The organism is Mycobacterium sp. NGS51 (assembly GCF_059812525.1).
Genome location: NZ_JCALCV010000008.1, coordinates 67056 through 93284, shown reverse-complemented (window position 1 = coordinate 93284; position 26229 = coordinate 67056). Strand labels below are relative to the sequence as shown.

Annotated in this window: 26 protein-coding genes and 1 pseudogene; 22 read left to right on the top strand and 5 right to left on the bottom strand. The window is 67.0% G+C overall.

Annotated elements, in window-relative coordinates; translation table 11 throughout:
* Positions 1 to 163: 163 nt before the first annotated feature.
* The 7 genes from AC5Y5W_RS12150 (at position 164) to AC5Y5W_RS12120 (ending at position 7373) form a co-directional block, all read left to right on the top strand.
* The gene (locus AC5Y5W_RS12150) at positions 164 to 568 is read left to right on the top strand and encodes a secondary thiamine-phosphate synthase enzyme YjbQ (protein ID WP_500009774.1); all 405 of its coding nucleotides are present in this window, start codon (positions 164 to 166) and stop codon (positions 566 to 568) included.
* Positions 569 to 660: 92 nt separating this feature from the next.
* Positions 661 to 3357: an alanine--tRNA ligase gene (gene alaS / locus AC5Y5W_RS12145; protein ID WP_500009683.1), complete on the top strand. Its 2697-nt coding sequence runs from the start codon at positions 661 to 663 to the stop codon at positions 3355 to 3357.
* Positions 3358 to 3858 (top strand): Holliday junction resolvase RuvX, encoded by a 501-nt coding sequence (gene ruvX / locus AC5Y5W_RS12140; RefSeq protein ID WP_500009684.1) that lies wholly within the window; start codon positions 3358 to 3360, stop codon positions 3856 to 3858.
* Between the two features lie 109 nt (positions 3859 to 3967).
* Positions 3968 to 5146 (top strand): endolytic transglycosylase MltG, encoded by a 1179-nt coding sequence (locus AC5Y5W_RS12135; RefSeq protein ID WP_500009685.1) that lies wholly within the window; start codon positions 3968 to 3970, stop codon positions 5144 to 5146.
* Positions 5124 to 5984: a shikimate dehydrogenase gene (locus AC5Y5W_RS12130; protein WP_500009686.1), complete on the top strand. Its 861-nt coding sequence runs from the start codon at positions 5124 to 5126 to the stop codon at positions 5982 to 5984. The genes AC5Y5W_RS12135 and AC5Y5W_RS12130 overlap by 23 nt, the downstream gene beginning before the upstream one ends.
* Before the next feature lie 9 nt (positions 5985 to 5993).
* Positions 5994 to 6407: a prepilin peptidase gene (locus AC5Y5W_RS12125; RefSeq protein ID WP_500009687.1), complete on the top strand. Its 414-nt coding sequence runs from the start codon at positions 5994 to 5996 to the stop codon at positions 6405 to 6407.
* Between the two features lie 249 nt (positions 6408 to 6656).
* The gene (locus AC5Y5W_RS12120) at positions 6657 to 7373 is read left to right on the top strand and encodes a hypothetical protein (protein ID WP_500009688.1); all 717 of its coding nucleotides are present in this window, start codon (positions 6657 to 6659) and stop codon (positions 7371 to 7373) included.
* 92 nt (positions 7374 to 7465) lie between these two features.
* Here AC5Y5W_RS12120 and AC5Y5W_RS12115 read toward each other — a convergent pair whose 3' ends face one another.
* A complete protein-coding gene (locus AC5Y5W_RS12115; RefSeq protein WP_500009690.1) occupies positions 7466 to 8533 on the bottom strand; it encodes a hypothetical protein in 1068 nt (355 codons plus the stop codon).
* A gap of 223 nt (positions 8534 to 8756) precedes the next feature.
* On the opposite strand from AC5Y5W_RS12115, the gene aroC reads away from it, so the two are divergent.
* The 4 genes and pseudogenes from aroC (at position 8757) to aroQ (ending at position 12146) form a co-directional block, all read left to right on the top strand.
* Positions 8757 to 9962: a chorismate synthase gene (aroC, locus tag AC5Y5W_RS12110; RefSeq protein ID WP_500009692.1), complete on the top strand. Its 1206-nt coding sequence runs from the start codon at positions 8757 to 8759 to the stop codon at positions 9960 to 9962.
* A pseudogene (locus AC5Y5W_RS12105) lies at positions 9962 to 10477 on the top strand (shikimate kinase); the annotation flags it as partial. The gene aroC and the pseudogene AC5Y5W_RS12105, both read left to right, overlap by 1 nt.
* 155 nt (positions 10478 to 10632) lie before the next feature.
* On the top strand, positions 10633 to 11721 hold the full coding sequence (aroB, locus tag AC5Y5W_RS12100) for a 3-dehydroquinate synthase (RefSeq protein ID WP_500009694.1): 1089 nt from the start codon (positions 10633 to 10635) through the stop codon (positions 11719 to 11721).
* Complete coding sequence (gene aroQ / locus AC5Y5W_RS12095; protein ID WP_499886193.1) at positions 11718 to 12146, top strand: type II 3-dehydroquinate dehydratase; 429 nt, start codon at positions 11718 to 11720, stop codon at positions 12144 to 12146. The genes aroB and aroQ overlap by 4 nt, the downstream gene beginning before the upstream one ends.
* On the opposite strand, the gene AC5Y5W_RS12090 is transcribed toward aroQ, so the two are convergent.
* Positions 12143 to 12850, bottom strand: coding sequence for a B-4DMT family transporter (locus AC5Y5W_RS12090; RefSeq protein ID WP_500009696.1), 708 nt, complete (start codon positions 12848 to 12850; stop codon positions 12143 to 12145). The two genes, aroQ and AC5Y5W_RS12090, sit on opposite strands and share 4 nt — an antisense overlap.
* Positions 12851 to 12884: 34 nt before the next feature.
* Between AC5Y5W_RS12090 and AC5Y5W_RS12085 the strand changes: the two genes are divergently transcribed.
* The 9 genes from AC5Y5W_RS12085 (at position 12885) to AC5Y5W_RS12045 (ending at position 22069) form a co-directional block, all read left to right on the top strand.
* Positions 12885 to 13985, top strand: a complete 1101-nt coding sequence (locus AC5Y5W_RS12085) for a M24 family metallopeptidase (RefSeq protein ID WP_500009697.1) — start codon at positions 12885 to 12887, stop codon at positions 13983 to 13985.
* A gap of 7 nt (positions 13986 to 13992) precedes the next feature.
* The gene (gene efp / locus AC5Y5W_RS12080) at positions 13993 to 14550 is read left to right on the top strand and encodes an elongation factor P (protein ID WP_500009698.1); all 558 of its coding nucleotides are present in this window, start codon (positions 13993 to 13995) and stop codon (positions 14548 to 14550) included.
* A 2-nt stretch (positions 14551 to 14552) separates the two neighbouring features.
* Complete coding sequence (nusB, locus tag AC5Y5W_RS12075) at positions 14553 to 15041, top strand: transcription antitermination factor NusB (protein WP_500009699.1); 489 nt, start codon at positions 14553 to 14555, stop codon at positions 15039 to 15041.
* Positions 15038 to 15397 carry an antitermination protein NusB gene (locus AC5Y5W_RS12070; RefSeq protein ID WP_500009700.1) on the top strand — a complete coding sequence of 120 codons (360 nt, stop codon included), beginning with the start codon at positions 15038 to 15040 and terminating at the stop codon, positions 15395 to 15397. Before nusB ends, AC5Y5W_RS12070 begins: the two co-directional genes overlap by 4 nt.
* A 59-nt stretch (positions 15398 to 15456) precedes the next feature.
* Positions 15457 to 18258: an aminotransferase class I/II-fold pyridoxal phosphate-dependent enzyme gene (locus AC5Y5W_RS12065; protein ID WP_500009701.1), complete on the top strand. Its 2802-nt coding sequence runs from the start codon at positions 15457 to 15459 to the stop codon at positions 18256 to 18258.
* A gap of 319 nt (positions 18259 to 18577) precedes the next feature.
* Complete coding sequence (locus AC5Y5W_RS12060) at positions 18578 to 19129, top strand: GreA/GreB family elongation factor (RefSeq protein ID WP_500009702.1); 552 nt, start codon at positions 18578 to 18580, stop codon at positions 19127 to 19129.
* A gap of 82 nt (positions 19130 to 19211) precedes the next feature.
* Positions 19212 to 19616 (top strand): STAS domain-containing protein, encoded by a 405-nt coding sequence (locus AC5Y5W_RS12055; protein WP_500009703.1) that lies wholly within the window; start codon positions 19212 to 19214, stop codon positions 19614 to 19616.
* A gap of 75 nt (positions 19617 to 19691) precedes the next feature.
* Positions 19692 to 20867 (top strand): MSMEG_1130 family ribosome hibernation factor, encoded by a 1176-nt coding sequence (locus tag AC5Y5W_RS12050; protein ID WP_500009704.1) that lies wholly within the window; start codon positions 19692 to 19694, stop codon positions 20865 to 20867.
* Positions 20868 to 20896: 29 nt separating this feature from the next.
* Complete coding sequence (locus AC5Y5W_RS12045; RefSeq protein WP_500009705.1) at positions 20897 to 22069, top strand: site-2 protease family protein; 1173 nt, start codon at positions 20897 to 20899, stop codon at positions 22067 to 22069.
* Between the two features lie 31 nt (positions 22070 to 22100).
* On the opposite strand, the gene AC5Y5W_RS12040 is transcribed toward AC5Y5W_RS12045, so the two are convergent.
* Entirely contained in the window at positions 22101 to 22502 is a 402-nt protein-coding gene (locus AC5Y5W_RS12040; RefSeq protein WP_500022323.1) for an alpha/beta fold hydrolase, read from the bottom strand.
* A 17-nt stretch (positions 22503 to 22519) separates the two neighbouring features.
* Here AC5Y5W_RS12040 and AC5Y5W_RS12035 point away from each other — a divergent pair, with 17 nt between their 5' ends.
* Complete coding sequence (locus AC5Y5W_RS12035; protein WP_500009706.1) at positions 22520 to 23086, top strand: TetR/AcrR family transcriptional regulator; 567 nt, start codon at positions 22520 to 22522, stop codon at positions 23084 to 23086.
* 100 nt (positions 23087 to 23186) lie between these two features.
* The gene (locus AC5Y5W_RS12030; RefSeq protein ID WP_500009707.1) at positions 23187 to 24341 is read left to right on the top strand and encodes an acyl-CoA dehydrogenase family protein; all 1155 of its coding nucleotides are present in this window, start codon (positions 23187 to 23189) and stop codon (positions 24339 to 24341) included.
* Between the two features lie 12 nt (positions 24342 to 24353).
* Here the strand turns inward: AC5Y5W_RS12030 and AC5Y5W_RS12025 are convergent, their stop codons facing one another.
* Positions 24354 to 25559 carry a serine hydrolase domain-containing protein gene (locus AC5Y5W_RS12025; RefSeq protein ID WP_500009708.1) on the bottom strand — a complete coding sequence of 402 codons (1206 nt, stop codon included), beginning with the start codon at positions 25557 to 25559 and terminating at the stop codon, positions 24354 to 24356.
* Positions 25556 to 26212, bottom strand: coding sequence for a class I SAM-dependent methyltransferase (locus AC5Y5W_RS12020; protein ID WP_500009709.1), 657 nt, complete (start codon positions 26210 to 26212; stop codon positions 25556 to 25558). Before AC5Y5W_RS12020 ends, AC5Y5W_RS12025 begins: the two co-directional genes overlap by 4 nt.
* Positions 26213 to 26229 lie beyond the last annotated feature (17 nt).

Below are 26229 nucleotides of genomic sequence, written 5' to 3'. Positions count from 1 at the left end.
TTCTGGTCGAATCCGCTTGGCGGCAGCGCCCCGGTGGCGCCACCGGTCCAGTAACCACCTTCCTCCAACCGGATAAGCGTCGCAATGGTTTTGCGGCGGGTCGGGGCTTGCGATTGGGAGGTAGCCGAGTGCGGCCCGTAGGCTGGTCAACGTGGACAGCGATGTGCTGGAGGTGGACACCAAGCGTCGCCGCATCGTGGATTTGACCGAGGCGGTGCGCTCGTTTTGCGCGTCCCGCGCGGAGGGCTCGCGTGCAGAGGGATTGTGCAACGTGTTCGTTCCGCACGCGACGGCCGGGGTGGCGATCATCGAGACCGGCGCCGGTTCCGACGACGACCTCGTCGAGACGCTGGAGCGGTTGCTGCCCCGTGACGACCGCTACCGGCATGCGCACGGCTCACCGGGCCACGGCGCCGACCATGTGCTGCCGGCCCTGGTTGCGCCGTCGGTGACGGTGCCGGTAGCCGGTGGCGAACCGCTGCTGGGCACCTGGCAGAGCGTGGTCCTCGTCGACCTCAACCGGGATAACCCCAAGCGGTCGGTGCGGTTGAGTTTCGTCGGCGGATAGCCACCCGGGCGGGGCCGGTCGGCACGATCGCCGATCTGTGCAGGCCGGTAAGGTAATGCGGTCGATTTAATTACTAGGACAGCGACGGACACGTGCAGACACACGAGATCAGGAAACGGTTCCTCGATCATTTCGTGAAAGCGGGCCACACCGAGGTGCCCAGTGCTTCGGTGATCCTCGACGACCCCAACTTGCTGTTCGTCAACGCCGGCATGGTCCAGTTCGTGCCGTTCTTTTTGGGGCAGCGCACTCCGCCGTACCCGACGGCCACCAGCATCCAGAAGTGCATCCGCACGCCGGATATCGACGAAGTGGGCATCACCACCCGGCACAACACATTTTTTCAGATGGCCGGCAATTTCTCGTTCGGCGGCTATTTCAAGCGTGGCGCCATCGAATTGGCCTGGAGTCTGCTGACCAACAGCGTCGCCCATGGTGGATATGGCCTGGACCCGGAAAGAATGTGGGCCACAGTCTATTTCGACGATGACGACGCCGCACAATTGTGGCAGGAGGTCGCCGGCCTGCCGGCCGAGCGGATCCAGCGCCGCGGGATGGCCGACAACTACTGGTCGATGGGCATTCCCGGGCCGTGCGGCCCGTCCTCGGAGATCTACTACGACCGTGGACCGGAGTTCGGGGTCGAGGGCGGCCCAGCGGTCAACGAGGAACGCTACATCGAGATCTGGAATCTCGTGTTCATGGAAAACGAGCGCGGCGAAGGCACCACCAAGGAAGATTTCGAGATCCTCGGACCATTGCCGCGCAAGAACATCGACACCGGCATGGGAGTCGAGCGGGTTGCGTTTCTGCTGCAGGGCGTGCACAACGTCTACGAGACCGACCTGCTGCGCCCGGTCATCGATGTTGTGGCCGCACGCGCACCGCGTCAATATGATGTCGGCAACGCTGACGACGATGTGCGCTACCGGATCATCGCCGACCACAGCCGCACCGCGGCGATCCTGATCGGCGACGGAGTCAGCCCCGGCAACGACGGCCGCGGCTACGTGCTGCGCCGACTGCTGCGCCGGGTGATCCGCTCGGCCAAACTGCTCGGCATCGAGGACCCCATCGTGGGTGACCTGATGGCCACCGTCCGCGACGCGATGGGCCCGTCGTACCCAGAACTCGTCGCCGACTTCGACCGGATCAACCGGATCGCGGTGGCCGAAGAAACCGCGTTCAACCGCACCCTGGCGTCGGGTTCACGGCTGTTCGAGGAGGTGGCCGGCGCCACCAAAGCCTCGGGTGCCACGGTGCTGGCCGGGCCGGATGCGTTCACCCTGCACGACACCTACGGATTTCCGATCGAGCTCACCCTCGAGATGGCCGCCGAAGCCGGGCTGCAGGTCGACGAAGCCGGCTTCCGGGAGTTGATGGCCGAGCAGCGCGGTCGCGCCAAAGCCGACGCCGCCGCGCGCAAACACGCACACGCCGACCTGAGCGCCTACCGCGAGTTGGTGGACGCCGGTCCCACCGAGTTCACCGGCTTCGACGAGTTGAGCTCGGACGCGCGGATTCTGGGTATCTTCGTCGACGGCAAACGGGTGCCGGTGATCGCGCATGGCCCAGAAGGGGCAGCAGGCGCCGTTGAACTGGTCCTGGACCGCACTCCGCTCTATGCCGAATCGGGTGGGCAGGTCGCCGACGCCGGGACGATCAGCGGTACCGGCGCCGGCGAGACCGCACGGGCGGCGGTCACCGATGTGCAAAAGGTCGCCAAAACCCTGTGGGTGCACCGCGTCAATGTGGAGTCCGGCGAATTCGTCGAGGGCGACACCGTCGTCGCAGCGGTTGACGCCGGTTGGCGCAAGGGTGCCACCCAGGGACATTCGGGCACCCACATGGTGCACGCCGCATTGCGACAAGTGTTGGGGCCCAATGCTGTTCAGGCTGGCTCGCTGAATCGGCCGGGCTATTTGCGGTTCGACTTCAATTGGCAGGGCGCGTTGACCGATGAGCAGCGCAGCCAAATCGAGGAAGTGACCAACCAGGCGGTGCAGGCCGATTTCGAAGTGCACACCTTCACCGAACAACTCGACAAGGCCAAGGCGATGGGCGCGCTGGCGCTGTTCGGCGAAAGCTACCCCGACGAGGTGCGGGTCGTGGAAATCGGCGGGCCATTCTCACTGGAACTCTGCGGCGGCACGCACGTGCACAATTCGGCGCAGATCGGTCCGGTGACCATTCTGGGTGAATCCTCGGTGGGTTCCGGGGTCCGCCGGGTGGAGGCCTACGTCGGATTGGAATCGTTTAAGCACCTGGCCAAGGAGCGCGCGCTGATGGCGGGGCTGGCGTCGTCGCTCAAGGTGCCCTCGGAGGAGGTGCCCGCCCGCGTGGCCAACCTCGTCGAGCGCCTCAAAGCCGCCGAGAAGGAGCTCGAACGTGCCCGGCTGGCGAATGCCCGCGCCGCTGCGGTGAACGCCGCAGCCGGCGCACAGCGCATCGGTAACGTGCGTGTGGTGGCGCAGCGGATGTCGGCGGGAATGACGGCCGGTGATTTGCGTTCGCTGGTCGGCGACATCCGCGGAAAACTCGGCAACGATCCCGCCGTCGTCGCGTTGATCGCCGAGGGCGACAGCGGCACGGTGCCGTATGCGGTCGCCGCCAACCCTGCCGCCCAAGACCTCGGGATCCACGCCGACGACCTGGTCAAGCAGCTGGCCGGAGCGGTCGCGGGGCGCGGCGGCGGCAAGCCGGATCTCGCCCAGGGCTCGGGCAAGGACCCGGCGGGCATCGACGCTGCACTCGACGCGCTGCGGGCGCAGATAGCGCGGGTCAGCTGAGTGGATACCACAGCGCACCGCCTGCCGGATCGGCCCGGCCGGGACGATCCTGGACGGGGTCGGCGGCTGGGCGTCGATGCCGGCAGCGTGCGCATCGGCGTGGCCTGCAGTGACCCGGACGGGATCCTGGCCACCCCGGTGGAGACCGTGCGCCGCGACCGGTCCGGCGGCCATCTGCGCCGGCTCGGTGAGCTGGTCGCCGAACTCGACGCGGTCGAGGTGGTCGTCGGGCTGCCGCGCACCCTGGCCGACCGCACCGGCCCATCGGCGCGCGACGCGATCGAGTTGGCCGATCTGCTGGCCCGCCGGATCGCGCCCGTTCCGGTGCGGCTGGCCGACGAGCGGCTGACGACGGTCGCCGCGCAGCGGTCGCTGCGGGAGGCCGGTGTCCGGGCCAAGGGCCAGCGCGGAGTCATCGACCAGGCGGCGGCGGTGGCGATCCTGCAGGGGTGGCTCGACCAACGCCGCGTCGCGCTGCCCGGGGAGCTCGACGGTGCGTGACGGCAGTGGACACGGCCGGGCCCAACCTCGTCGCGATCGCCAGCCCCGCGAAGCCGGGCGCAGTGGGTCGCGACCAGGTCCGGTTGCGGTTGGGCCCCCTCGCCGCACGATGACGCGCGCCGAGCGGATCCGCGCCGAGCGGGGCCGCCGGCGTCGACGCATCGTCGGAGGGTTCGCCGCGGTCCTGCTGATCGTCGTAGTCGTCGCGGCCGTCTTCGTCGGTTCCAAGTTGTGGCACACCTTCGGCTCGTCGACCGACTACCGCGGTAGCGGCAAACAGGATGTGGTCATCCAGGTCCAGGCCGGCGACTCGACCACCGCGATCGGCGAGACCCTGCACGATCGCGGCGTGGTCCGCACGGTCCGGGCGTTCATCGACGCCGCGCACGGCAATTCCGCCATCTCGGCCATTCAGCCCGGCTTCTACCGGATGCGCACCGAAATTCCCGCATCGTCGGCGGTCGAACGACTCACCGACCCCGACAGCCGGGTGGGCAGGCTGGTCATCCCCGAGGGCCGTCAACTCGACGACACCACCGACGTCAAGACCAACGCCGCGACGCCCGGCATTTTCACCCTGATCTCGCGGGCCACCTGTGTGGAACTCGACGGGGACCGGCATTGCGCGTCGGTGACCGACCTGCGGACCGCGGCCGCCGACACCCCGCCGTCGAAGCTGGGAGTGCCCGGTTGGGCCGTCGATCCGATGACGCAGATGGGCGCCGATCACCGCCGGATCGAGGGCTTGATCGCGCCCGGAACGTTCAACGTCAACCCGTCGGCCTCCCCGCAGACGATTCTGTCGACGCTGATCAGTACCAGCGCGGTGAGCTACGTGAAATCCGGGCTGCTCGATACCGCTAAGGCGATGAACTTGTCACCGCATGCCGTGCTGGTGGTGGCGTCGCTGGTGCAACGCGAGGCCACCCCGGAGGACTTCCCGAAGGTCGCCCAAGTCATCTACAACCGGCTCGCCGAGCACCGCACCCTGGAATTCGACTCGACGGTGAACTATCCGCTGGATCGCCGGGAGGTCGCCACCACCGACGCCGACCGCGCGCAGCCCACACCGTGGAACACCTACATGTCCGAGGGGCTGCCCGCGACGCCGATCTGTTCGCCCGGCACCGACGCGCTATCGGCCGCCGAACACCCCGAGCCCGGTGACTGGCTGTACTTCGTCACCATCGACGCGCAGGGCACCACCCTGTTCACCCGGGACTACCAGCAGCACCTGGCCAATATCGAGCTGGCCAAACACAACGGTGTCCTCGACTCCGCGCGATGAGCGTAGCCGCGCGGAGCGCGGCGGCGAAGAGCGCAATCAGACCCCGCGCGCTAGACGCGCGGGCGTCCTCGGCTCGCCGATCGCACATTCGCGCTCTCCGCAGTTGCACCTGGCGGCCTACCGCGCGCTGGGCCTGCAGGACTGGACCTACGACCGCATCGAATGCAGCGCCAACGAACTGCCGGGCGTCGTCGGCGCTTTCGGGCCGGAGTGGGTGGGTGTTTCGGTGACGATGCCGGGAAAGTTCGCCGCGCTGGCGTTCGCCGACGAGCGGACCCCGCGCGCCGAGTTGGTCGGTTCGGCCAACACGCTGCTGCGCACGCCGCGCGGCTGGCGGGCCGACAACACCGACGTCGACGGCGTCATCGGCGCGCTCGGCACCGCGCCGGGACGCGCGGTGGTGTCCGGCTCCGGCGGCACTGCACCGGCGGTGGTGGTCGCGCTGGCCGAACTCGGTGTCAGCGGCATCACCGTCGCCGCACGCAACCCCGATAAGGCCGCCCGGTTGGTGCAGCTGGGCAACCGGATCGGCGTCGCGACCCGGTTCTGCGAGCTGGACAGCGCCGAGCTGGCCGATGAAGTGGCCGCCGCAGGGGTGCTGGTCAACACGCTGCCGGCGGATGTGGCCGAGCGTTATGCGGGCGTTTTGGCTCGGGTGCCGGTGTTGTTGGACGCCGTCTACGACCCGTGGCCGACGCCGCTGGCCGCTGCGGTCGGCGCGGCCGGTGGGCAGGTGATCAACGGTCTGCAGATGCTGCTGCACCAGGCGTTCGCGCAGGTCGAACAATTCACAGGCCAACCCGCGCCCCGAGCGGCGATGACCGTGGCGTTGGGTTAGCCTCCCGCCGTGACGGCGGCCGTATTGCTGTGGATGGGTGCACTGACCGGCTACGACATCGCAGCGCGGCGGCTACCCAACTGGTTGACGCTGCCCGGGTCCGCGGTGATTCTGTTGGCCGCCGTCATCGCCGACCGCGGAGTGCCGGCGCTGGCGGGTGGCTCGGCGCTGGCCACGATATATCTGCTGGTGCACGTGGCGTCGCCGTCGGCGATGGGCGCCGGAGACGTGAAGCTGGCGCTCGCAACGGGCGCGCTGACCGGCCGCTTCGGCGTCGACGTGTGGGTGTTGGCGGCGCTGGGCGCGCCGCTGTTGACCGCGGCGACGGCGACGGTCGCCTTGCTTCGGGGCGTCCGCACCGTGCCGCACGGCCCGGCGATGTGCCTGGCCAGCCTGGCCGCGGTGGGGTTGGCGGCACTGTAGTCGTCGTACCTTCCTGGTAGGTAGGTCGACTATGGACAACGCCAAACCCAACTCAGGGCCCAATCCAGCGGAACCTAGGCCGGTTGCCGTCGTAGGCGACGTCTCAAGGCCGCCGTTGACGCTGGGGCGTTGTCTCGCACAGTTGCTGCCGCAGCGGAAGAAAATCATCGGAAGTGAACAAAGCCCCGGCGACATGACCCGCAACGGTCAGGGGTCATCCGGGGCAGTGCACGACGAAGTCTACCGGCAATGACCGACACTGAGGAGCCTGGCACATGGTTGGAGGCCTGGCTGTCGAGGCCGCGGTTTGCGGTCTATCTGGCGGCTGCGGGTGTGGATCGACGACGAGCGCTGGAACTTTACGAATGGAACACCGCCTTGTCGGCTGTATTTCTGCATGATTTGGCGCACCTGGAAGTGGCGTTGCGCAACGCTTACGACGCCGCGATCACGGCTAGCACAACGGCGGGGCTGCCGCATTGGACGACCGACCCATACCGGCTGTTTCCGGTTCGATGGCGAGCAGCGCGTGATGGCACCCGAATTGATGCAAACCGTGCTCCGCGCGAGCAGATAGAGCGAGCCGTACGGGAGGCGGGTCCTGGTGCGCCACCCGGCAAGGTAATCGCCGAATTGACGTTTGGGTTCTGGCGCTACCTGTCCACAACGGCGCACCACCATCCGCTGTGGATTCCACATCTACACAAGGCTTTCCGACCTGGCACGAGCCGGCGAGCGGTGGAAGATCCGGTCGGCCGACTGCATCAGCTCCGCAACCGGATCGCGCACCATGAACCGCTACTGCGGCGCGAGCCGGGGCAAGGTGTACTGAGCCTGACGACCCGCCATCTGCTCGACCGGCTTGCGGATCTGTTAATGGTTGCCGACCTGATTTCGCCCGAGCTGCGCGACTACATCGCGGCGGCGAGCAGTGTGCGGGACAAGCTGAGTGACCTTCCGCTGTAAATTACTGACAATACGAAGGCCCGGAGCTCCGAGTGTCTCGACAACGCACGTTCGCGGGGCAGTGATTGATGATCGTCTCTGGCGCCGGTCGCTTAGCTTGGCGCGGCTTGGGCGGTAACGACGAGATCAAGCGCACTGAGAACACCTGGGTTGGCCGCACACACTGCTGGAATTGCGTTCACCACCCGGGCGGCGGTAGCAGTTGAGCCGGGCAGCTCGCCGCCATTGAGCGCGAAGTCGAGCTGAACCGGGGGATCGCCTTCGACGGAAATCCGGGTGAGCCGTCGAGTCGGGCTACCGGACGCAATCGCAGGCTGCCAGTCTTCGACCGCCTCATCGGGCATCGACCAGATCGATGAATAACGCAACCGCGGCTGACCAGCGACGATGCCGTCGAAGCGCATCCGCACACTGGCGATCGTGCCGGCCGGGATCTCACCGGCGTCGAAGCGGTAATGACGACCGGCAATCGCGATGTCCCGGTCCTCGCGGACTTCGTCAAGCCGTAAGCCCAGTCCTTGGGCCAGGAGTCGTAGGGGCGGGGTGACGGTCGCGATCATTGATCCAGGCGGATACATCCGCGCGTCCTGTTCAGCCGTTCGACCGAAGCCCAGCATGGCGAAGAAACCGGGCACCCGATAAGCCCCGCACGGAATACGTTCCTCGACAGAGACCTTTGCGGGCAGTTCACACATACTCGCCGCGTGCACGGCAAGGATGTCGGTGGCGAAGCCCGGCGCGATACCGGTTGCCAGCAGGGAGCTGTTCCCTTGCTGGCATGCCGCTTCTAGCTTTTCTCTCAAGGCGTCGTCAAGAGAGGGTGGGTGAAATAACGCGTGATATGACGGTGTCACGACATTTTTTCCGCTGGCGAGTATTGCGGATATCTGGTCGGCGATCTCGCTAGCTTCGCGGCCGGATACAGCTGCGAAGTAGCTAACGCAGTCGGCGTCCAGCACAAGCAGATCATCAAGGCTGTCAGTGGCCACCACACCAATGGCGGCCTCGTTGACCAGTTCGCCGGAGTCTCTGCCGACCTTATCGTGGCTGTGAACGAGTTGGCCGACCAGCTTGAAACGTGGCGACCTAAGGATCTGTCGGAGCGCGATAGAGCCGGTGTAACCGGTGCCGACATGTGCTATCCGATACCGCTGTCCCATATCGAGTCCGCTCCTCAATCGCGGTTGCTGAGCGTCAAGAACGGTACGCTGGCCGGACTGCGCTCAGGCGTGGTTCGGCTGGGAAGGTATTGACTGGACCGCATCGCCCGCCGAACGTGAAGCGCCATTGCCAGATTGAGGCGCATTTTTCCGCAACAGCTTCACGTTGGGCGTTCACGCCGGCTTTTGGGTGGCGAGAACCCGGCGTGGGAGGATGGGACACGTGTTGCGTTGGACCACTGCTGGTGAATCCCACGGCCGTGCGCTGGTGGCCGTGGTGGAGGGCATGGTCGCCGGAGTCACCGTCACCTCCGAGGACATCGCCGACCAGCTGGCCCGACGGCGCCTCGGCTACGGCCGCGGCGCGCGGATGAAGTTCGAACGCGACCAGGTCACCGTGCTGGCCGGGGTCCGGCACGGCAGCACATTGGGCGGGCCGATTGCCATCGAGATCGCCAACACCGAATGGCCCAAGTGGGAAGAGGTGATGGCCGCCGACCCGGTCGACGCGGCGGCGCTCGAGGTTGCCCGCAATGCGCCGCTGACCCGGCCACGGCCCGGCCACGCCGACTATGCCGGCATGCTCAAGTACGGCTTCGACGACGCCCGCCCGGTGCTGGAGCGGGCCAGCGCCCGCGAGACCGCCGCTCGCGTCGCCGCCGGCACCATCGCCCGGCTGTTCTTGCGCCAGGCCCTCGGCGTCGAAGTGCTCTCCCACGTGGTGTCCGTCGGCGGGTCGGAGCCCTACGACGGTCCGCCGCCGCAGCCCGAAGACCTCGCAGCGATCGACGCCAGCCCGGTGCGGGCCTACGACAAGGCGGCGGAGGAAGCCATGATCGCCGAGATCGAAGCCGCCAAAAAGGACGGCGACACCCTCGGCGGCGTGGTGGAGGCCGTGGCGGTGGGCCTGCCGGTCGGCCTGGGATCGTTCACCAGCGGCGACAACCGGCTCGACAGCCAACTCGCGGCCGCGGTCATGGGCATCCAGGCGATCAAGGGCGTGGGCATCGGGGACGGGTTCGAGACCGCGCGCCGCCGCGGCAGCCGCGCCCACGACGAGATGTATCCCGGTCCCGACGGGATCGTCCGCTCGACCAACCGGGCCGGCGGGCTGGAAGGCGGTATGACCAACGGCCAGCCGCTGCGGGTGCGCGCGGCGATGAAGCCGATTTCCACCGTGCCGCGGGCACTGGCCACCGTCGACATGGCCACCGGTGACGAGGCCGTCGCCATCCATCAGCGCTCCGATGTGTGTGCGGTGCCGGCCGCCGGCGTGGTGGTCGAAACGATGGTGGCGCTGGTGTTGGCCCGTGCGGTGCTGGAGAAGTTCGGCGGCGATTCCCTGACCGAAACCCGCCGCAACATCGACGCTTACCTGCGCACTGTCGCCGAGCGGCAACCCGCCGCCGAAGCTCGGGTGTCGGGGTAATGGCGCCGCGGGCCGTACTGGTGGGGTTGCCCGGATCGGGCAAGTCCACGATTGGACGACGGCTGGCCAGAGCGGTCGGGGTCGAGTTGCTCGACACCGACGCCGCGATCGAGCAGCAGACCGGGCGCAGCATCGCCGACATCTTCGCCACCGACGGCGAGCAGGAGTTCCGTCGGATCGAGGAGCGGGTCATCCGTCAGGCGCTGGCCGATCACGACGGGGTGCTGTCGCTCGGCGGCGGTGCCGTCACCACCCCGGGCGTCCGAGACGCACTGGCCGGCCACACGGTGGTGTTCCTCGAGATCACCGCGGCCGAAGGGGTGCGCCGCACCGGCGGCAACACCGTGCGCCCGTTGCTGGCCGCGAAAGACGAGGCCGAGAAATACTCGAAATTTAAGGCGCTGATGTCGCAGCGGATTCCGCTGTACCGGCGCGTCGCCACCATCCGGGTGAACACCAATCGCCGCAATCCCGGCGCTGTCGTCAACTACATCGTGTCGCGGCTCGAGGACCCGGGCACGGCGGGTCGGGGTCGCCGTCGCGCGCCGTGGCGGCGCACGGCGCCGTCCGCGCTGGACGACAGCCCCGACACGGCACCCCAAAAGCCGGCGTCGCCACCGACTCCGGCCACCCCCGCCGCGCTGGCCGCCCGCCGCGCCGGAGCGCGCAAATGAGTGACATAGCCACCCCGGTCACTGTGCAGGTGGCTGTCGATCCGTCCTACCCGGTGGTGATCGGCACCGGGCTGCTCGGCGAGCTCGACGAACTGCTCTCTGGTCGACACCGGGTGGCGATCCTGCACCAGCCGGTGCTGGCCGAAACCGCGGAGGTAATCCGAAAGCGCTTGGCCGACAAGGGCGCCGACGCTCACCGCATCGAAATCCCCGACGCCGAAGCCGGCAAGGATCTGCCGGTGGTGGGATTCATCTGGGAAGTGTTGGGCCGCATCGGAGTCGGGCGCAAGGACGCGCTGATCAGCCTCGGCGGCGGAGCTGCCACCGACGTGGCCGGCTTCGCGGCGGCGACCTGGCTGCGGGGCGTCGACATTGTGCACATACCCACCACGCTGCTCGGGATGGTCGACGCGGCCGTCGGCGGCAAGACCGGGATCAATACCGATGCCGGTAAAAACCTGGTGGGCGCCTTTCACCAGCCGGCCGCCGTGCTCGTCGACCTGGCCACCCTGGAGACGTTGCCGCGCAACGAAATCGTGGCCGGCATGGCCGAAGTCGTGAAAGCCGGTTTCATCGCTGACCCGGTGATCCTGGATCTCATCGAAGCCGATCCGCAGGCCGCGCTGAACCCGACCGGCGACGTGCTGCCTGAGCTGATCCGCCGCGCGGTCACCGTCAAGGCCGAAGTCGTGGCCGCCGACGAGAAGGAATCGCAGCTGCGCGAAATCCTGAACTACGGGCACACTTTGGGTCACGCCATCGAGCGGCGGGAACGCTACCAGTGGCGCCACGGCACCGCGGTGTCGGTGGGGCTGGTGTTCGCCGCCGAATTGGGCCGGCTGGCCGGGCGGCTCGACGACGCCACCGCGGACCGGCACCGCACAATCCTGACCTCACTGGGATTGCCGGTCAGCTATGACGCCGACGCGCTGCCCCAGCTATTGGAATACATGGCCGGTGACAAGAAAACCCGCTCCGGCGTGCTGCGGTTCGTGGTCCTCGACGGGCTGGCCAAGCCCGGTCGCTTGGAGGGTCCGGACCCGGCGCTGCTGGTGGCCGCCTATGCGGAGGTCGCAGCCCAGTGACGACCGTCAACGTGATCAATGGGCCGAATCTGGGTCGGCTGGGCCGCCGGGAACCCGACGTGTACGGTGACACCACCCACGACGACCTGGCCGCAATGATCGAACGCGAGGCCACCGAGCTTGGGCTGAAAGTGGTTGTGCGGCAAAGCGATAACGAAGCACAGTTGCTGGACTGGATTCATTCCGCCGCCGATGCCGAAGAGCCGGTGATCCTCAACGCCGGCGGCCTGACGCACACATCGGTGGCGCTGCGCGACGCGTGCACCGAGCTACGCGCGCCGTTGATCGAGGTGCATATCTCCAATGTGTATGCCCGCGAGGAGTTTCGGCGCCATTCGTATCTGAGCCCGATCGCCAGCGGGGTGATCGTCGGCCTCGGCGTGCAGGGCTATCTGCTGGCGCTGCGCTATCTGGCCGGCGTTTAGCGCTGATCCTTCTCGGTTTTGGGCACCGGCTCGGTCTGCTCCGCCTCCGCTGCCGCGGCGGTCTCCTGGTCGTAATCGGCCAGCTTGATTTCTTCGGTCGGTGACTCGCTGTAGGCCGGCTGCGGTGCGGTGTGCTCGTCGCGCTCGGCGGTGGCGACCGCACCGGCTCGTTCCTCGGGCATTGCGCCGCCCTCAGCCGCAGCCGTCGCGTCGTCAGGCCGGACGGCGGCGAACACGTCGGTGTCGACCCGGTCCTCTTCAGCGCCGGGGCGAGGGGCGTAATCACCCTTGCGGTCAGTGCGCCAACGGCCGACTGTCGCCCCGGCGATGCCGCCCAAAAACACCAGCAGCGCAGTGAAGGCGGCGAAGGTGGTGATCTCGTTGATCAGCCCGCCGACATAGAGGCCCTTGTAGACCAGTCCGATCAGCCAGGCGACCACGCCGCTGAGCACCCCGGCGACCAAGCCGGCCAGCAGCCACGTCATCGCCAGATCGTCACGACGGTCCGGGTCGGGGTTTGCCCTGGCGTCAGCGCGGCCGTCGATCACGCCCCACACGACGACGCCGGCAAGGAAGAGCAGCAGCAGCACAATGCTGATCATGGCGGCCGCAGTCTGAAAGGCATTGATCAATGCGCCCTGGAACAGGCGGACAACGACCATCGCGGCGGCAAAGACCAGACCACGCAGCATCCAGTTAGTCATGAGGGCACAGCGTAGACGAGTACCGTCGTCGGGCGTGACACATTCTCAGCGTCGAGACAATCTCAGCCTCCGAATTGACGGCAACGGGCTGGACGCGATGCTGATCACCGACCTGATCAATGTGCGATACCTTTCCGGATTTACTGGCTCGAACGCCGCGTTGCTGGTCTTCGCCGACCGCCGGCCCCCGGTGCTGGCCACCGACGGCCGCTACCGCACCCAGGCCGCTGCGCAGGCACCCGACGTGGAGGTGGCCATCGAGCGGGCCTGCGGTCGTTACCTGACCGGACGGGCCGCCGCCGCCGGCGTGCAGCGGTTGGGCTTCGAGAGCCACGTCGTCACCGTGGACGGGTTCGACGCCTTGGCCCGCGAGGCCATGGGCACCGAGTTGGTCCGCGCGTCGGCGACCGTCGAAGCGCTGCGCGAGGTCAAAGATGCCGGCGAGGTAGCCCTGCTGCGGCTGGCCTGCGAGGCGGCCGATGCCGCGCTGACCGAATTGGTGCAGCGCGGCGGGCTGCGGCCGGGCCGAACCGAACGCCAGGTGGGCCGCGAGTTGGAGGCCCTGATGCTCGACCACGGCGCCGACGGCGCTTCGTTCGAGACGATCGTGGCCGCCGGAGCCAATTCGGCGATCCCACATCACCGGCCCACCGACGCGGTGCTGGCCACCGGCGACTTCGTCAAAATCGACTTCGGGGCGCTGGTCGGCGGTTATCACTCCGACATGACCCGTACCTTCGTGCTGGGTGCGGCCGCCGATTGGCAGCACGACATGTATCAACTGGTCGCTGCCGCCCAACAAGCCGGCCGCGAGGCGCTGCGGGCCGGAGCGAGTCTGGCCGACGTCGACGGCGCGGCGCGGCGGGTTATCGACGACGCCGGGCACGGTGACCATTTCGGCCACGGGCTCGGCCACGGGGTGGGGCTTCAGATCCACGAAGCGCCGGGGATCAGTGCCGGCGCCGCCGGTACACTACTGGCGGGCTCCGTGGTGACTGTGGAGCCCGGTGTCTATGTGCCCGACCGCGGCGGTGTTCGCATCGAAGACACCCTCGTTGTGTCGGACGCGGTGCAAGCCCCTGGGCAGACCCCTGAATTGCTGACCCGGTTCCCCAAGGAACTGGCCATTCTCTAGGAGACTCGTGGCATCGACTGCCGACTTCAAGAACGGACTCGTGCTGGTGATCGACGGCCAGCTGTGGCAGATCGTCGAATTCCAGCACGTCAAACCCGGCAAGGGGCCGGCGTTTGTGCGCACCAAGCTGAAGAACGTCGTCTCCGGCAAGGTGGTCGACAAGACCTACAACGCCGGGGTGAAGGTGGAGACGGCCACCGTCGACCGCCGCGACACCACCTATCTGTACCGCGACGGCTCGGACTTCGTGTTCATGGACAGCCAGGATTACGAGCAGCACCCGCTACCGGAGTCGCTGGTCGGCGACGCCGCGAATTTCCTGCTGGAGGGCATGCCGGTGCAGGTCGCCTTCCACAACGGGTCGGCGCTGTACATCGATCTGCCGGTGACTGTCGAGCTGGAGGTCACCCACACCGACCCGGGCCTGCAGGGCGACCGCTCCAGCGCGGGCACCAAGCCGGCGACTCTGGAGACCGGTGCGCAGATCAACGTGCCGCTGTTCATCAACACCGGCGACAAGCTCAAAGTCGACTCCCGCGACGGCAGCTACCTCGGCCGTGCTTGATGATGGCTGAGGCCAAGCCGGCGAGGCCTATCAAGGGACGACACCAGGCCCGCAAACGCGCCGTCGACCTGTTGTTCGAGGCCGAAGCCCGCGGTCTGACACCGGTTGAGGTCGCCGACGCCCGGGCCGCGCTGGCAGCGGCGAAACCCGACGTCGCGCCGCTGCATCCGTACACCGAGACGGTGGCTCGCGGGGTCGCCGAGCACAGCGCCCATATCGACGAACTGATCGCGTCGCACCTGCAGGGCTGGACTCTGGAACGTCTACCGGCGGTGGATCGGGCCATCCTGCGGGTCGCGGTGTGGGAGTTGCTGCACGCCGACGACGTGCCGGAGCCGGTGGCAGTCGACGAGGCGGTGCAGTTGGCCAAGGAGTTGTCGACCGACGACTCGCCCGGATTCGTCAACGGCGTGCTCGGCCAGGTGATGCTGGTGACACCGCAGATCCGCGCTGCCTCGCAAGCCCTCCGGGGAGGGAACCACCAGTCGTGACCCGGCTGGAGTTGCGGGTGGTCATCGCTGGCGTGCTGGCGGCGACGGTGGTGCTGGGCGCCGTCGTGTGCGCGGCCTACGGGCAGGCGGCGATCGCGGCGGCGCTGGCGATTTACGCGCTGGGGGTGGGGGCGTGGCTGTATCACTCGATCGAGCGTTACGTGGTGGCCCGGCGCATCAATACGGTTCGCTCAGTGGCCAAGCCGCTCTCGCCGCTGCTTCCGGTGATGGCCGCCATCATGGGGCTGACGCAGGCCGTGGTGCGCTCGCTGTCCGACGTCACCGAGGTGCCGGCGCGGGGGTGGCGGTGGATGGCCATCAGCCGCGGTTCCCCGGACGACGAACTGGAGAGCTGACGGCGGCCCGCGTCGGCGAAACCGCCTCATCGTGATCACCGGCGAGACACACTGGCCACATGGATCGAAACGGCGAGCGCCCGAGACGACTTCGTGTTTCCGCGCTGGCGGCGGTAGCCAACCCGTCGTACTCGCGGATGGATACCTGGAACCTGCTCGACGACGCCTGCCATCAGCTCGCGGTGGTCAACCGTGCCGGGTTGGACACCACTCATGAAGCGGCCCGGGTCAAGCGTCTGCTTAATCGCCTCGGCGCCTACGAGCGGTATTGGCTTTACCCCGGCGCGGAGAACCTCGCCACCTTCCGTCGGTATCTCGACAACCTCGCCACCGTCAGCCTCTCCGACGGGGTGTCGCTTGCGGTGCGGCTGCTCTCCGAATACGGCGACCGCGCAGCGTTGTTCGACACCTCGGCGTCGCTGGCCGATCAGGAGTTGGTGGCCCGGGCCAAAGAACAGCAGTTCTACACCGTGCTGCTCGGCGACGATGCCCCGGAGACGGCTCCGGAGAGCCTGGCCGAATGCCTGCGCGCGCTGCGCGATCCGTCCGACGACGTGCAGTTCGAGCTGTTGGTGGTGACCAGTGTCGAGGACGCCATCACCGCGGTGGCGTTGAACGGCGAGATCCAGGCCGCGATCATCCGCCATGACCTTCCGCTGCGTTCTCGCGACCGGGTGCCGTTGATGACCACACTGCTGGGCGGCAACGACGACGTGGTCGCCACCGACCGCACCCACGACTGGGTGGAGTGCGGCGAGTGGATCCGCGAGCTGCGGCCGCACATCGACCTGTACCTGCTCACTGACGAGTCGATCGCCGCCGACACCGAGGACGAACCGGACATCTACGACCGCACGTTCTACCGGCTCAACGATGTCACCGACCTGCACAGCACCGTCCTTGCCGGGATCCGGAATCGCTTCGCCACACCGTTTTTCGACGCGCTACGCGCCTACGCGGCGCGGCCCGCCGGCCAGTTTCATGCTCTTCCGGTCGCCCGTGGCGCCAGCATCTTCAATTCAAAGTCGCTGCAGGACATGGGAGAGTTCTACGGCCGCAACATCTTCATGGCCGAGACGTCGTCGACGTCGGGGGGACTGGATTCGCTGCTGGACCCACACGGCACCATCAGGGCGGCGATGGACAAAGCCGCGCTGACCTGGAACGCCAACAACACCTACTTCGTCACCAACGGCACCTCGACCGCCAACAAGATCGTCGTGCAAGCGCTGACCCGGCCCGGCGACATCGTGCTGATCGACCGCAACTGCCATAAGTCACACCACTACGGCCTGGTGCTCGCCGGGGCCTACCCGTTGTATCTGGATGCCTACGAGCTGAAGCCGTTCGCCATCTATGGAGCGGTGTCGCTGGACACCATCAAAAGGGCGCTGCTCGATCTCGAGGCGGCCGGACAGCTGGACCGGGTACGGATGCTGCTGCTGACCAACTGCACCTTCGACGGCGTCGTCTACAACCCGCGCCGGGTGATGGAGGAAGTGCTGGCTATCAAACCGGACATCTGCTTTTTGTGGGACGAGGCGTGGTACGCGTTTGCCACCGCGGTGCCGTGGGCGCGGCAGCGCACGGCGATGATTGCCGCCGAGCAACTGGAATCGATGCTGTCGTCTGCCGCCTACGCCCAGCAGTACCGGGAGTGGCAGGCGTCGATGCAGGGAGTCGACCGCGAACAATGGCGTACCCGGCGGCTGCTGCCCGACCCCGACCGGGCGCGGGTCCGGGTGTATGCGACGCATTCGACCCACAAGTCGTTGTCGGCGCTTCGGCAGGCGTCGATGATCCATGTCCGCGACCAGGATTTCAAGGCGCTCAGTCGTGACGCGTTCGGTGAGGCGTTTTTGACCCACACCTCGACCTCACCCAACCAGCAGCTGCTGGCCTCGTTGGATTTGGCGCGCCGCCAGGTCGACATCGAGGGCTTCCAGATGGTGCGCTACGTCTACGACATGGCGCTGGTCTTTCGCCACCGGGTGCGCAAAGACCGGTTGATCGGCAAGTGGTTTCGCATCCTCGACGAGTCCGACCTGGTGCCCGATGAGTTTCGGGCGTCGACGGTCAGTTCCTACCGTCAGGTCCGGCAAGGCGCGCTGGCGGAGTGGAACGAGGCCTGGCGCTCCGATCAGTTCGTATTGGACCCGACCCGCGTGACGTTGTTCATCGGCAAGACCGGGATGAACGGCTACGACTTCCGTGAGAAGGTCCTGATGGACCGGTTCGGCATTCAGATCAACAAGACCTCGATCAACAGTGTGTTGTTGATTTTCACGATCGGCGTCACCTGGTCGAGCGTGCACTATCTGCTCGACGCGCTGCGCCGGGTGGCCGGCGATCTCGAGCGGAGCCAATGCGCGGCCAGCAAGGATGACCGTGCCCTGCAACAGCGCCGGGTCGAGGAGATCACCGAGGACTTGCCGCCGCTGCCCGACTTCAGCGAGTTCGACAACGCATTCCGCCCGGACAAGGTCTGTTTGTTCGGCGACATGCGATCGGCGTTCTACGCCGGGTACGAAGATGCCGACCGTGAACACGTCCAGCTCGGCGCCGCCGGGCGCCGGCTAGCCGAGGGAAAGCCGTTGGTGTCCACGACGTTTGTGGTGCCCTATCCGCCTGGCTTCCCGGTGCTGGTGCCGGGTCAGGTGATCTCCAAGGAGATCCTGTATTTCCTTGCCGAGCTCGACGTCAAGGAAATCCACGGCTACAACCCGGAGTTGGGACTGTCGGTGTTCACCGAGGCAGCGTTGCAACGAATGACCACGGCTCGTCGCGCCGTGGCCGAGGCAAGCGGCAACGGCAACGCCGCGCAGGTGGCTGTGGCGTCGACGCGCGCCGTCCTCGGGTAGCTCCCTTCTCGCCGCGAGCGTGCGTGTCCCCGGCCGACACGCCGAGCGTGTCGCCGGGTCCACGCACGTTCGCCCCGGGCCGCCATAGGGAAAGGGTGCATTATGCGGTTGGTGGAAGCGCGATCGGCGCCCCGTCCGTGACGGTGACGGGCACAGCAGCCAGCCCTTAGCGGCGGTCTTGTCGGAAAGCGACAACAGCGCACGGCGGGCTTGTCGCGTTGTGGCAAGCGCTGCGGTGCCAGCCTGGCCGACAATGGGTCTTGGTAGCCGTAGATACAGAAGGATATGACCCAAAATGACTGCGACCGAACGAGTTTGTATGACGCGGCAGGACTATGTCCGCTTGCAGAACGAATTGGCTGCCCTGCGCTCCCGACCCGGCATTGAAGTCCCCGACGACTTGATGGATTACGACGGGAATCTCGTCGTCCGTGACCCGGCACTGAAAAAGCGCATTCACAAGATTCAGGATCTGCTCACCAGCGCCGTCGTTGATGAGAAGGCTGCCGGCGACGGCATCGCCCAGCCAGGAACGGTGCTCACCATCCGCTACGACGCCACCGGCGAAACCGAAACGTTTTCGCTTGGCAGGCGTGCTAAGGACACGGAAGACGCGCGCATCAAGGCCTATTCGATGGCATCGCCATTAGGTCGTGCGATCGCAGGTGCGCGCCCCGGCGAACAGCGCAGCTACGCGATCCCTGATGGCGCGCACCTGCCCGTGACCTTGCTCAAGGTTGTGCCGTACCGCGCGCATAGCCGGAAAAGCGCGCAGCCTCAATCGTTTTCACCGGCGCGCAGTGAGCGTCTATGGCGGTCAAGTTCATTGACAGCACCGTCCCCTAAAGCTTTGGCAGCTGCCGCGAAGTAAACAATCAGGAGGCCTAGTGTCTATCGCTAACAAGACTTGTGGCGTGAAGCGCCACACACGCCAGCTTGCCCCAGGTGGTTGTGTGGCAACCGTTCGGCCCGGCGTTTCGCTGAGTGCACATGTCCAACCGGATGTGACCGCTGTCGAGGCGCGTGGCGTGCTCGACTCTTACGGTGCCGCCCGGCTGAACGATTACGTCATTGAGCTGGCTAACCCAGGACGATCTCTCATAGTTGACCTCTCCGGAGTGAATTTCGTTGGTGGCCAAGGCTTCCAAGCCTTGATTAGATTCGCCCAACACTGCCAGCGGACAGGCGTGCAATGGGCTCTGGTCGCCAACGAAGCGGTGAGCCGACTGCTGCGCGCAATGGACAGCACCGACCGATTGCCGATCGCAGCCGACCTGAAGGGCGCCCGGCGGCTGCTGGCGCTTTATCACCAGACATGGGCGCCAACGGTATCGCGTCGCCGAGCGGCGGTCAGATGAGGCAGAGCGGGCAGGACTACCGCAACGCGTGGCACATGGCTTGAAGGACCCGCGAAGGGAACGAGGTGGCGAACTATGAACGCGATCGAGCGGCTCGATGAGGACGATCTGTGGGAAATATCCCAGCGAACCGACAAGCTCGGGGTGTTGTCCGTCTACCTAAGCGCAGATCCCAGCCAAGACCCGAACCTGCAAGGCGTCGCAATCGACCTGAGAAACCGTTTTCGGGAGTTGCAGCGTCGGGTTGCCGAGGTTGCCGGTTCTGATCAGCGCCGCGACGTGGCTGCCGCGCTCGAGCGACTCTGGCCGCAGATAGAGAGCCTGGCAAGCCCGACAGCATCGGGACGAGGGCGCGTCGCCTTCGCCGCGTTGGATGGCGACTGGATTCTGCGATTTGAGAGCGCCATGCCAGTGGCCAATCGGGTGGTGTTCGACGATGGACCGTTCATCCATCCGTTGCTGGAGTTGCTCGACGAAGGTCGGACGGCTGGTGTCGTGCTGGTGTCAGCGGAGCACGCCCGGCTGCTCGAGTGGCGAGTCGGGGCGCTTCGCACGCTGAGTGAGATGGCGCAGCCGTACGCTGAGGCGCCGCATGAGCGTGCCGGCCAAGTCGGCGGCGGCCCGGAAGGGCAGTTCCACACACCGGTCCGCGAACAGCGCCAAGCTCGCGACCGCGACCGGATCGAGCGGTTCTTAGACCAGGTGACCAAGGCCGCTGCGGAGATGGCCGATGATCGTGGCTGGCAGCGGATCCTCATCAGCGGCGGCGAGCGCTGGACCGAACCGACCGTCGCGAGGTTCCCCCAAACGCTTCGCAGCAAGGTATTCGCCGACGCTCGGGTTCTCAACGGGCTGGATGATGTTGCGCTCGCAATGGCCGTCACGGAATGGGTACATGCGCAGCACGGCCAACGGGAAAGGCAGCTCCTGGAACATGTCCGCGATGCCGCCGGGTCGGGTATCGCCGCCCTCGGGTTGTCCGAGGTGGCTGCAGCGTTGAACGCCGGGAGAGTCGCACACTTGGTATACGACCCGCAGGTCCGCTACACCGGGATGGTAGGCGCCGGCGGGGCGTTGTACGCCGGCGAGGAGGTCGGCCCCGACGGACAAGCGGAAACGCCGGAGCCCCGATTGACCGAAAGGCTGGTCGAACGAGCACTCAATACTGGGGCCCGAATTAGTCCCGTCGAGGGCGCGGCCGATGGAGTGCTGAGAGACACCGGCGGTGTGGCTGCGCTGCTGCGCTGGTAAACGCGGATGAGAAGGGCAGAGGGGTAGCGATGACGTCGACAGTAAGGCTGGGGCGGGTAGCCGGTGTGGCCGTCGGTGTGCACTGGAGCGTATTGGCCATCGTGGTGCTGCTGATCGGCGGTCTGTCGGTGCGATTTTCGCGGCTCGCCGCAGGGTTCCCGTCAGGCGCATACCCGCTGGCGGCGGTGGTGGCCGCTGTGCTGTTCGTGGTGTCGCTGCTGGCCCACGAACTAGCTCATGCGATCGTGGCACGACGCAACGGCGTGGAAGTGGAAGGCATCACGCTGTGGCTGCTGGGCGGGGTCGCCCGGCTGCGCGGCGAGGCCGCCACGCCCGGTGCTGATTTCCGCATTTCTGCGATCGGTCCCCTCACTAGTCTGCTGCTGGCAGCGGTGTTCGGTGCAGTGGCCTGGCTGGGCAATCTGGCCGACATGAACGCCTTGATGGTGGCGGTGCCCGGCTGTTTGGCCGTGATCAATGTGGTGCTGGCCGTCTTCAATACGATCCCGGCGGCGCCATTGGATGGCGGGCGTATCCTGCGCGCCGCGGTATGGGCGTGGCGAGGCGATCGGCTCACCGCGACGGTGGTAGCCGCAAGGGCGGGCAGAATTTTCGGCTTCACTCTGATCGCGTTGGGCATACTGCAAGCTATCGGTGGCGGCCTCGGAAACGGGCTGTGGTGGATCCTGCTCGGCTTGTTCGTAGTCACCATGGCCAGCGCCGAGGAGCACCATGCCCGGACAAGCGCGGCGCTGGCGGGAGTCCGGGTTCGCGACGTCATGACCGAGCACCCCGAAACGGCGGACGCCAGCTCCAGCATCGCCGAGTTCCTGCGCGACATCGCGCTGTTGCACCGACATTCCGCATTCCCGTTACTCGACAACGCCGGACAGCTGCAAGGCCTCGTCACCCTCAACCGGATCCGCGCCGTTCCGGCCGCGCGGCGGGCGACCACCCTGTTGCGCGAAGTGGCCTGCCCGCCGGATGAGATTCCGCGAGCCCGGCCGGACGAACCGTTATCGGCCTTGCTCTCCCGGCTTAAAGGATGCGCAGATGGCAGGGCGCTCGTATTCCGCGATGACGACGTGGTTGGCATCGTCTCGCCCAGCGACATCAGCCGCGCGGCCGCGCTTCACGGCCTGGGTGTGCGGTCTGGCGCCAGCGGCGCCGACATCGCCGAAACGACCTCTGGGGTGAACTAGCCTTCAGTCGCGCGCTGCGGGCGCCGCCGCGTTAATTGAGGAACGTCGCGATGAGGGCGTTCACGCGTTCAGGTTGCTGTCGGTTGGCCGAGTGCCCGGCGCCGTCGATGAGCTCGAAATGCGCGCCGGAGACCGCGTTCGCGGCTGCGCGTGTGTGCTTGGGATTAACACCGATGTCGCGGCTTCCTTGGATGAAGAGCGTGGGACACGAGATTGTGTGCAGCCGCGGTCGAAGATCGACGCGCATCCGGCAGAAGTCAATCGATCCGTTTTGCCAGTCCGAAAAGCCGGCGCCGTTGCGGAAGACATCGGCACGATATTCGTCGACGATCTGCTCGAAATCATCGACCGGCTCCTGACCAGCCCAGCCGCGCGACGTGCAGGTGGCCGTCGGCCAAAGCGGCGAATTTCGGCAATCGGTGCCTGCCTGGATGGCTAGGCTTGGCGAGCGTGGCGGCTTCGGGTAGTTCAGCCAATTCCCGGCTCTCCGTGGAGGACTGGGTGCAGGAGGGTTTCCGGGTACTCGCCGAGGACGGCATCAAGGCATTGACCCTCGACCGGCTCTGCCGTCGGCTCGGGGTCACCAAGGGCAGCTTCTACTGGCACTTCAGCGACATGAAGGCCTACCGCACGGCGCTGATCGATGCCTGGGCGGCCGTCCGCGACGAGGACCGCGGGTACTTCGACGACTTGGCGGGCGACCCGCCCCGCCAGCGGCTGTCGCGGATGATGACCGCGCTGGTCGGCCCGCGGCACTGGATGCTGGAACGCGCGATGCGGGAATGGGCACGCTCGGAGACTGCGGTCGCTCATGCGGTGCGCGCCTCGGACCAACGTGTCGTCGCCGCCGTGCGGCAGGCTTTCGTCGACGACGGTTTCGACACCGACCAGGCCGAAATGCGGGCCAATGCCACGTTTGCCGCGGGGATCGGGTTCCTGCACCTGTCCGGTTCGCGACCGAGCCCGCAGGCCGCCGGCCGTCGCGAAGCGTTCCTCGAGGTGATGTTGCGCCATTGATGGCGCAATGATGCCCAAAACCGGCCTCCGCGCGGGCTTTTCACCGTCCGCGGCCTCGCGGTCGCTCTACCATACCAAAAGGTATGGTATGGTGCCTGGCATGACGGCATCGCCCGCGGCTGCGCCGGGGATCACCGACGACTTCGTGGGCCGGTTGGCAGCGCGTGCGGGCGAGGCGGAGAAACTGCGCCGACTACCGCAGGACACCATTGCCGACTATCGGGCCTGCGGACTGGCGCGGCTGTTGCAACCGGCGCGGTACGGCGGGCAGCAGGCGGAGTTTCCCGAGATCCTCGATGCGGTACGGCGAATGGCCCACGGCTGCGCGTCGAGCGCCTGGACGCTGGGCTTCTACACCCTGCACAACTGGATGCTGGCGCTGCTGAGTGAGCAGGCCCAGGACGAAGTGTTCGCCGACGGGCCGGTGCTGTGTCCGGCGCCGCTGGCACCGACTGGACGGGGAACACCGGTCGACGGCGGCATCCGGTTGACCGGACGGTGGTCATGGGCGACCGGCGTGATGGATGCCGATTGGGTGTTGGTGGGCGCGTTCTGTGACCCGGATCCGGCGCTGGTGCTACTGCCGGCCTCCGACATCCGAGTCGACGACGTCTGGCATACCGCCGGGATGTGCGCGACGGGCTCCAACGACGTCGTCGTCGACGACGTATGGGTGCCCGGCCACCGCCTGGTCAAGGTCACCGACATCTACGCCGGCACCACACCGGGTGCCCAGTTGCATGACGCGCCGACCTACCGCTGGCCGCTGGTGCCCGCACTGGCCCTGACAGCCGCGATGCCCGCGCTGGGCTCGGCGGAACTGGTCGCCGACACTTATGCTCGGCGACTCGGCGAGCGGGTGCTCGCATATTCCGGTGTGGCGCAAAAGGATCAACCGGCCGCCCAACTGCGACTCGGTCAGGCGCGGGTACGGCTGCGGGCGCTGCGCGCGTTACTCGAAGACACCGCAAATCGCATCCAGGACACCGTCGGTAGCGGGCAGCGGATCAGCCGTGCGGCCCGTGCGAACGCCCGGGTGGCCGCCGCGCATATCGTGCACGAATCGCGTGCGGTGATCGCCGATCTGCTGGAAGCCTCCGGGGCCAGCGCGCAATTTCTGGACAATCCGTTGCAACGGGCCAAACGCGACGTCGACGTCATCTCCGGGCATGTGGTGTTCGACTACGACGTCAGCCGCGAACTGGCCGGCGCGCTGGAGGTCGGGGTGAAAGTCTCACCGATCGCGATGATCTGACTCAGCGGGGGCCTACAACCCCAACGCGCGGTAGGTGCGGCGCACGAACTTCGGCTGCACGGCTTGCAGTCGGGCCTGCGACGTGTTCCCCCCGACCGCGGCGGCCGCATCCGATGACAGCGTGGGCAGATTCTGCACCAGGTACAGCAGGATCAGGTTGGCGGCTGGATCGGCCTGCCACCACGTCCCGTAGGCCCCCGGCCAACTGAACGTGCCCAGGCCGCCGGGTCCGAACAACGGTGCCGACTTGGCTGGATCGGTCACCACCGAAAGGTTCAGCCCGAACCCGCGGCCGATCCAGAACGGCGCTCCCAAAAAGGAATGCCGCTTCTGCTCGGCGGTGAGCCGGTCGGTGCGCATCGCGCGCGTCGACTCTTCGGACAGCACGCGTATTCCGTCGAGAGTTCCGTCAGCCATCAGCATCTCGGCGAATCGCAGATAGTCGTCGGCCGTCGACCACAGTCCGCCGCCGGCGTTGCAGAAATTCGGCATCGTCAGGTGCGGCGGCCCCATCGCGTCGTCACGCAGCCGGTCGTTCTCATCGAGCCGATACATCGTCGCGGCTCGCCGCCGCCCCTCGACCGAGACGCAGAACCCGGTGTCGGTCATGCCCAGCGGCTGCAGAATCCGTTCGTCGAGAACCTGGTGAAATGGCTTGCCCTCGATCCGCGAGACCAGCACGCCGATCACGTCGATGCCGTGACTGTAGGTGACCCGGTCACCCGGTTGATGGACCAGCGGCAGCTCCGCCAGCGCGGCCAGCCAGGTGTCGGGACCTTGACTGAACGGCAACCGAACGTATGCCCGCGAGATCGGACCGCCGACCGAGAATCCGTATGCCAGACCGCTGGTGTGGGTGAGCAGGTCCTCAACCAGGATCGCCCGCTGCGCCGGATGTGTCCGATCCAGTGGACCAGCCGGGTTGTCGAGCACGCGCATCTCGGCGAACTCGGGCAGCCAGCGCGAGATCGGCGCGCGCAACGCAAGCTTGCCCTCGTCGACCAGGCTCATCGCGGCGGCAACGGTAACCGGCTTGCTCATCGACGCGATGCGAAACAGCGTGTCGCGCTGCATCGGCAGCCCGGCGTCGAGGTCGCGGTAACCGATCTCGTTGACCTGCAACACTTTTCCGCGCTGCCACACCATGGTCAATGCGCCGGCGAGCAGCCCGGCGTCGCAGGCCTCGCGGATGGAGGTCTGATTTCCCTCGAGATTCACTCGGCCCGCCGTTGGGCATGGACGTACCAGAACACCATCTCGCCGCCCCACCCTTCCCGGTACACCGCCGCCGGTTCCAGCGACTCGATGTCCCAGCCCGCATCGCCGAGCACGTCGCGCAGCGTCTGCTCAGACACCGCGGGCCGCGGCCAGTCCTCGTCCGGCGGGTTGGCGTCGGAGAAGCAGCTGAGCAACAAGGTGGCGCCGGCCCGAGTGGCCCGGTGCACCGCGCCGGCGTAGCTGCGTTTGCCGTCCTCGTCGAGGCAGTGGAACATGCCGCTGTCGATGACGGTGTCGAAGGCGTCGGTGTAGCCGGCCAGGGTGGTCGCGTCGCCCACCGTGAACGTCACCTGCACGCCCGCGTCCCTGGCGCGGCGCTCGGCGGTGATCAGGGCGGTCGGCGAGATGTCCAGCCCGGTGACGCGGAAACCCTGGCGGGCAAGATAGACGGCGTTGTCACCGAGACCGCAACCGACGTCGAGGACCTCACCGTGCACCAGGCCCTGCTCCTGCCAAGCGACGACGTTGTCCTTGGGTGCCTTGGTGTCCCAGGGCGGCGTCGTCACCGCCGGCCGGCCCCCGCCCGGGCTTTCGCCGCGGTAGAGGGCGTCAAAATCGATACCGGAAAAGCCGGACGATTCGGTGCCTGTCATTTTCGCCAGGGTAGTGG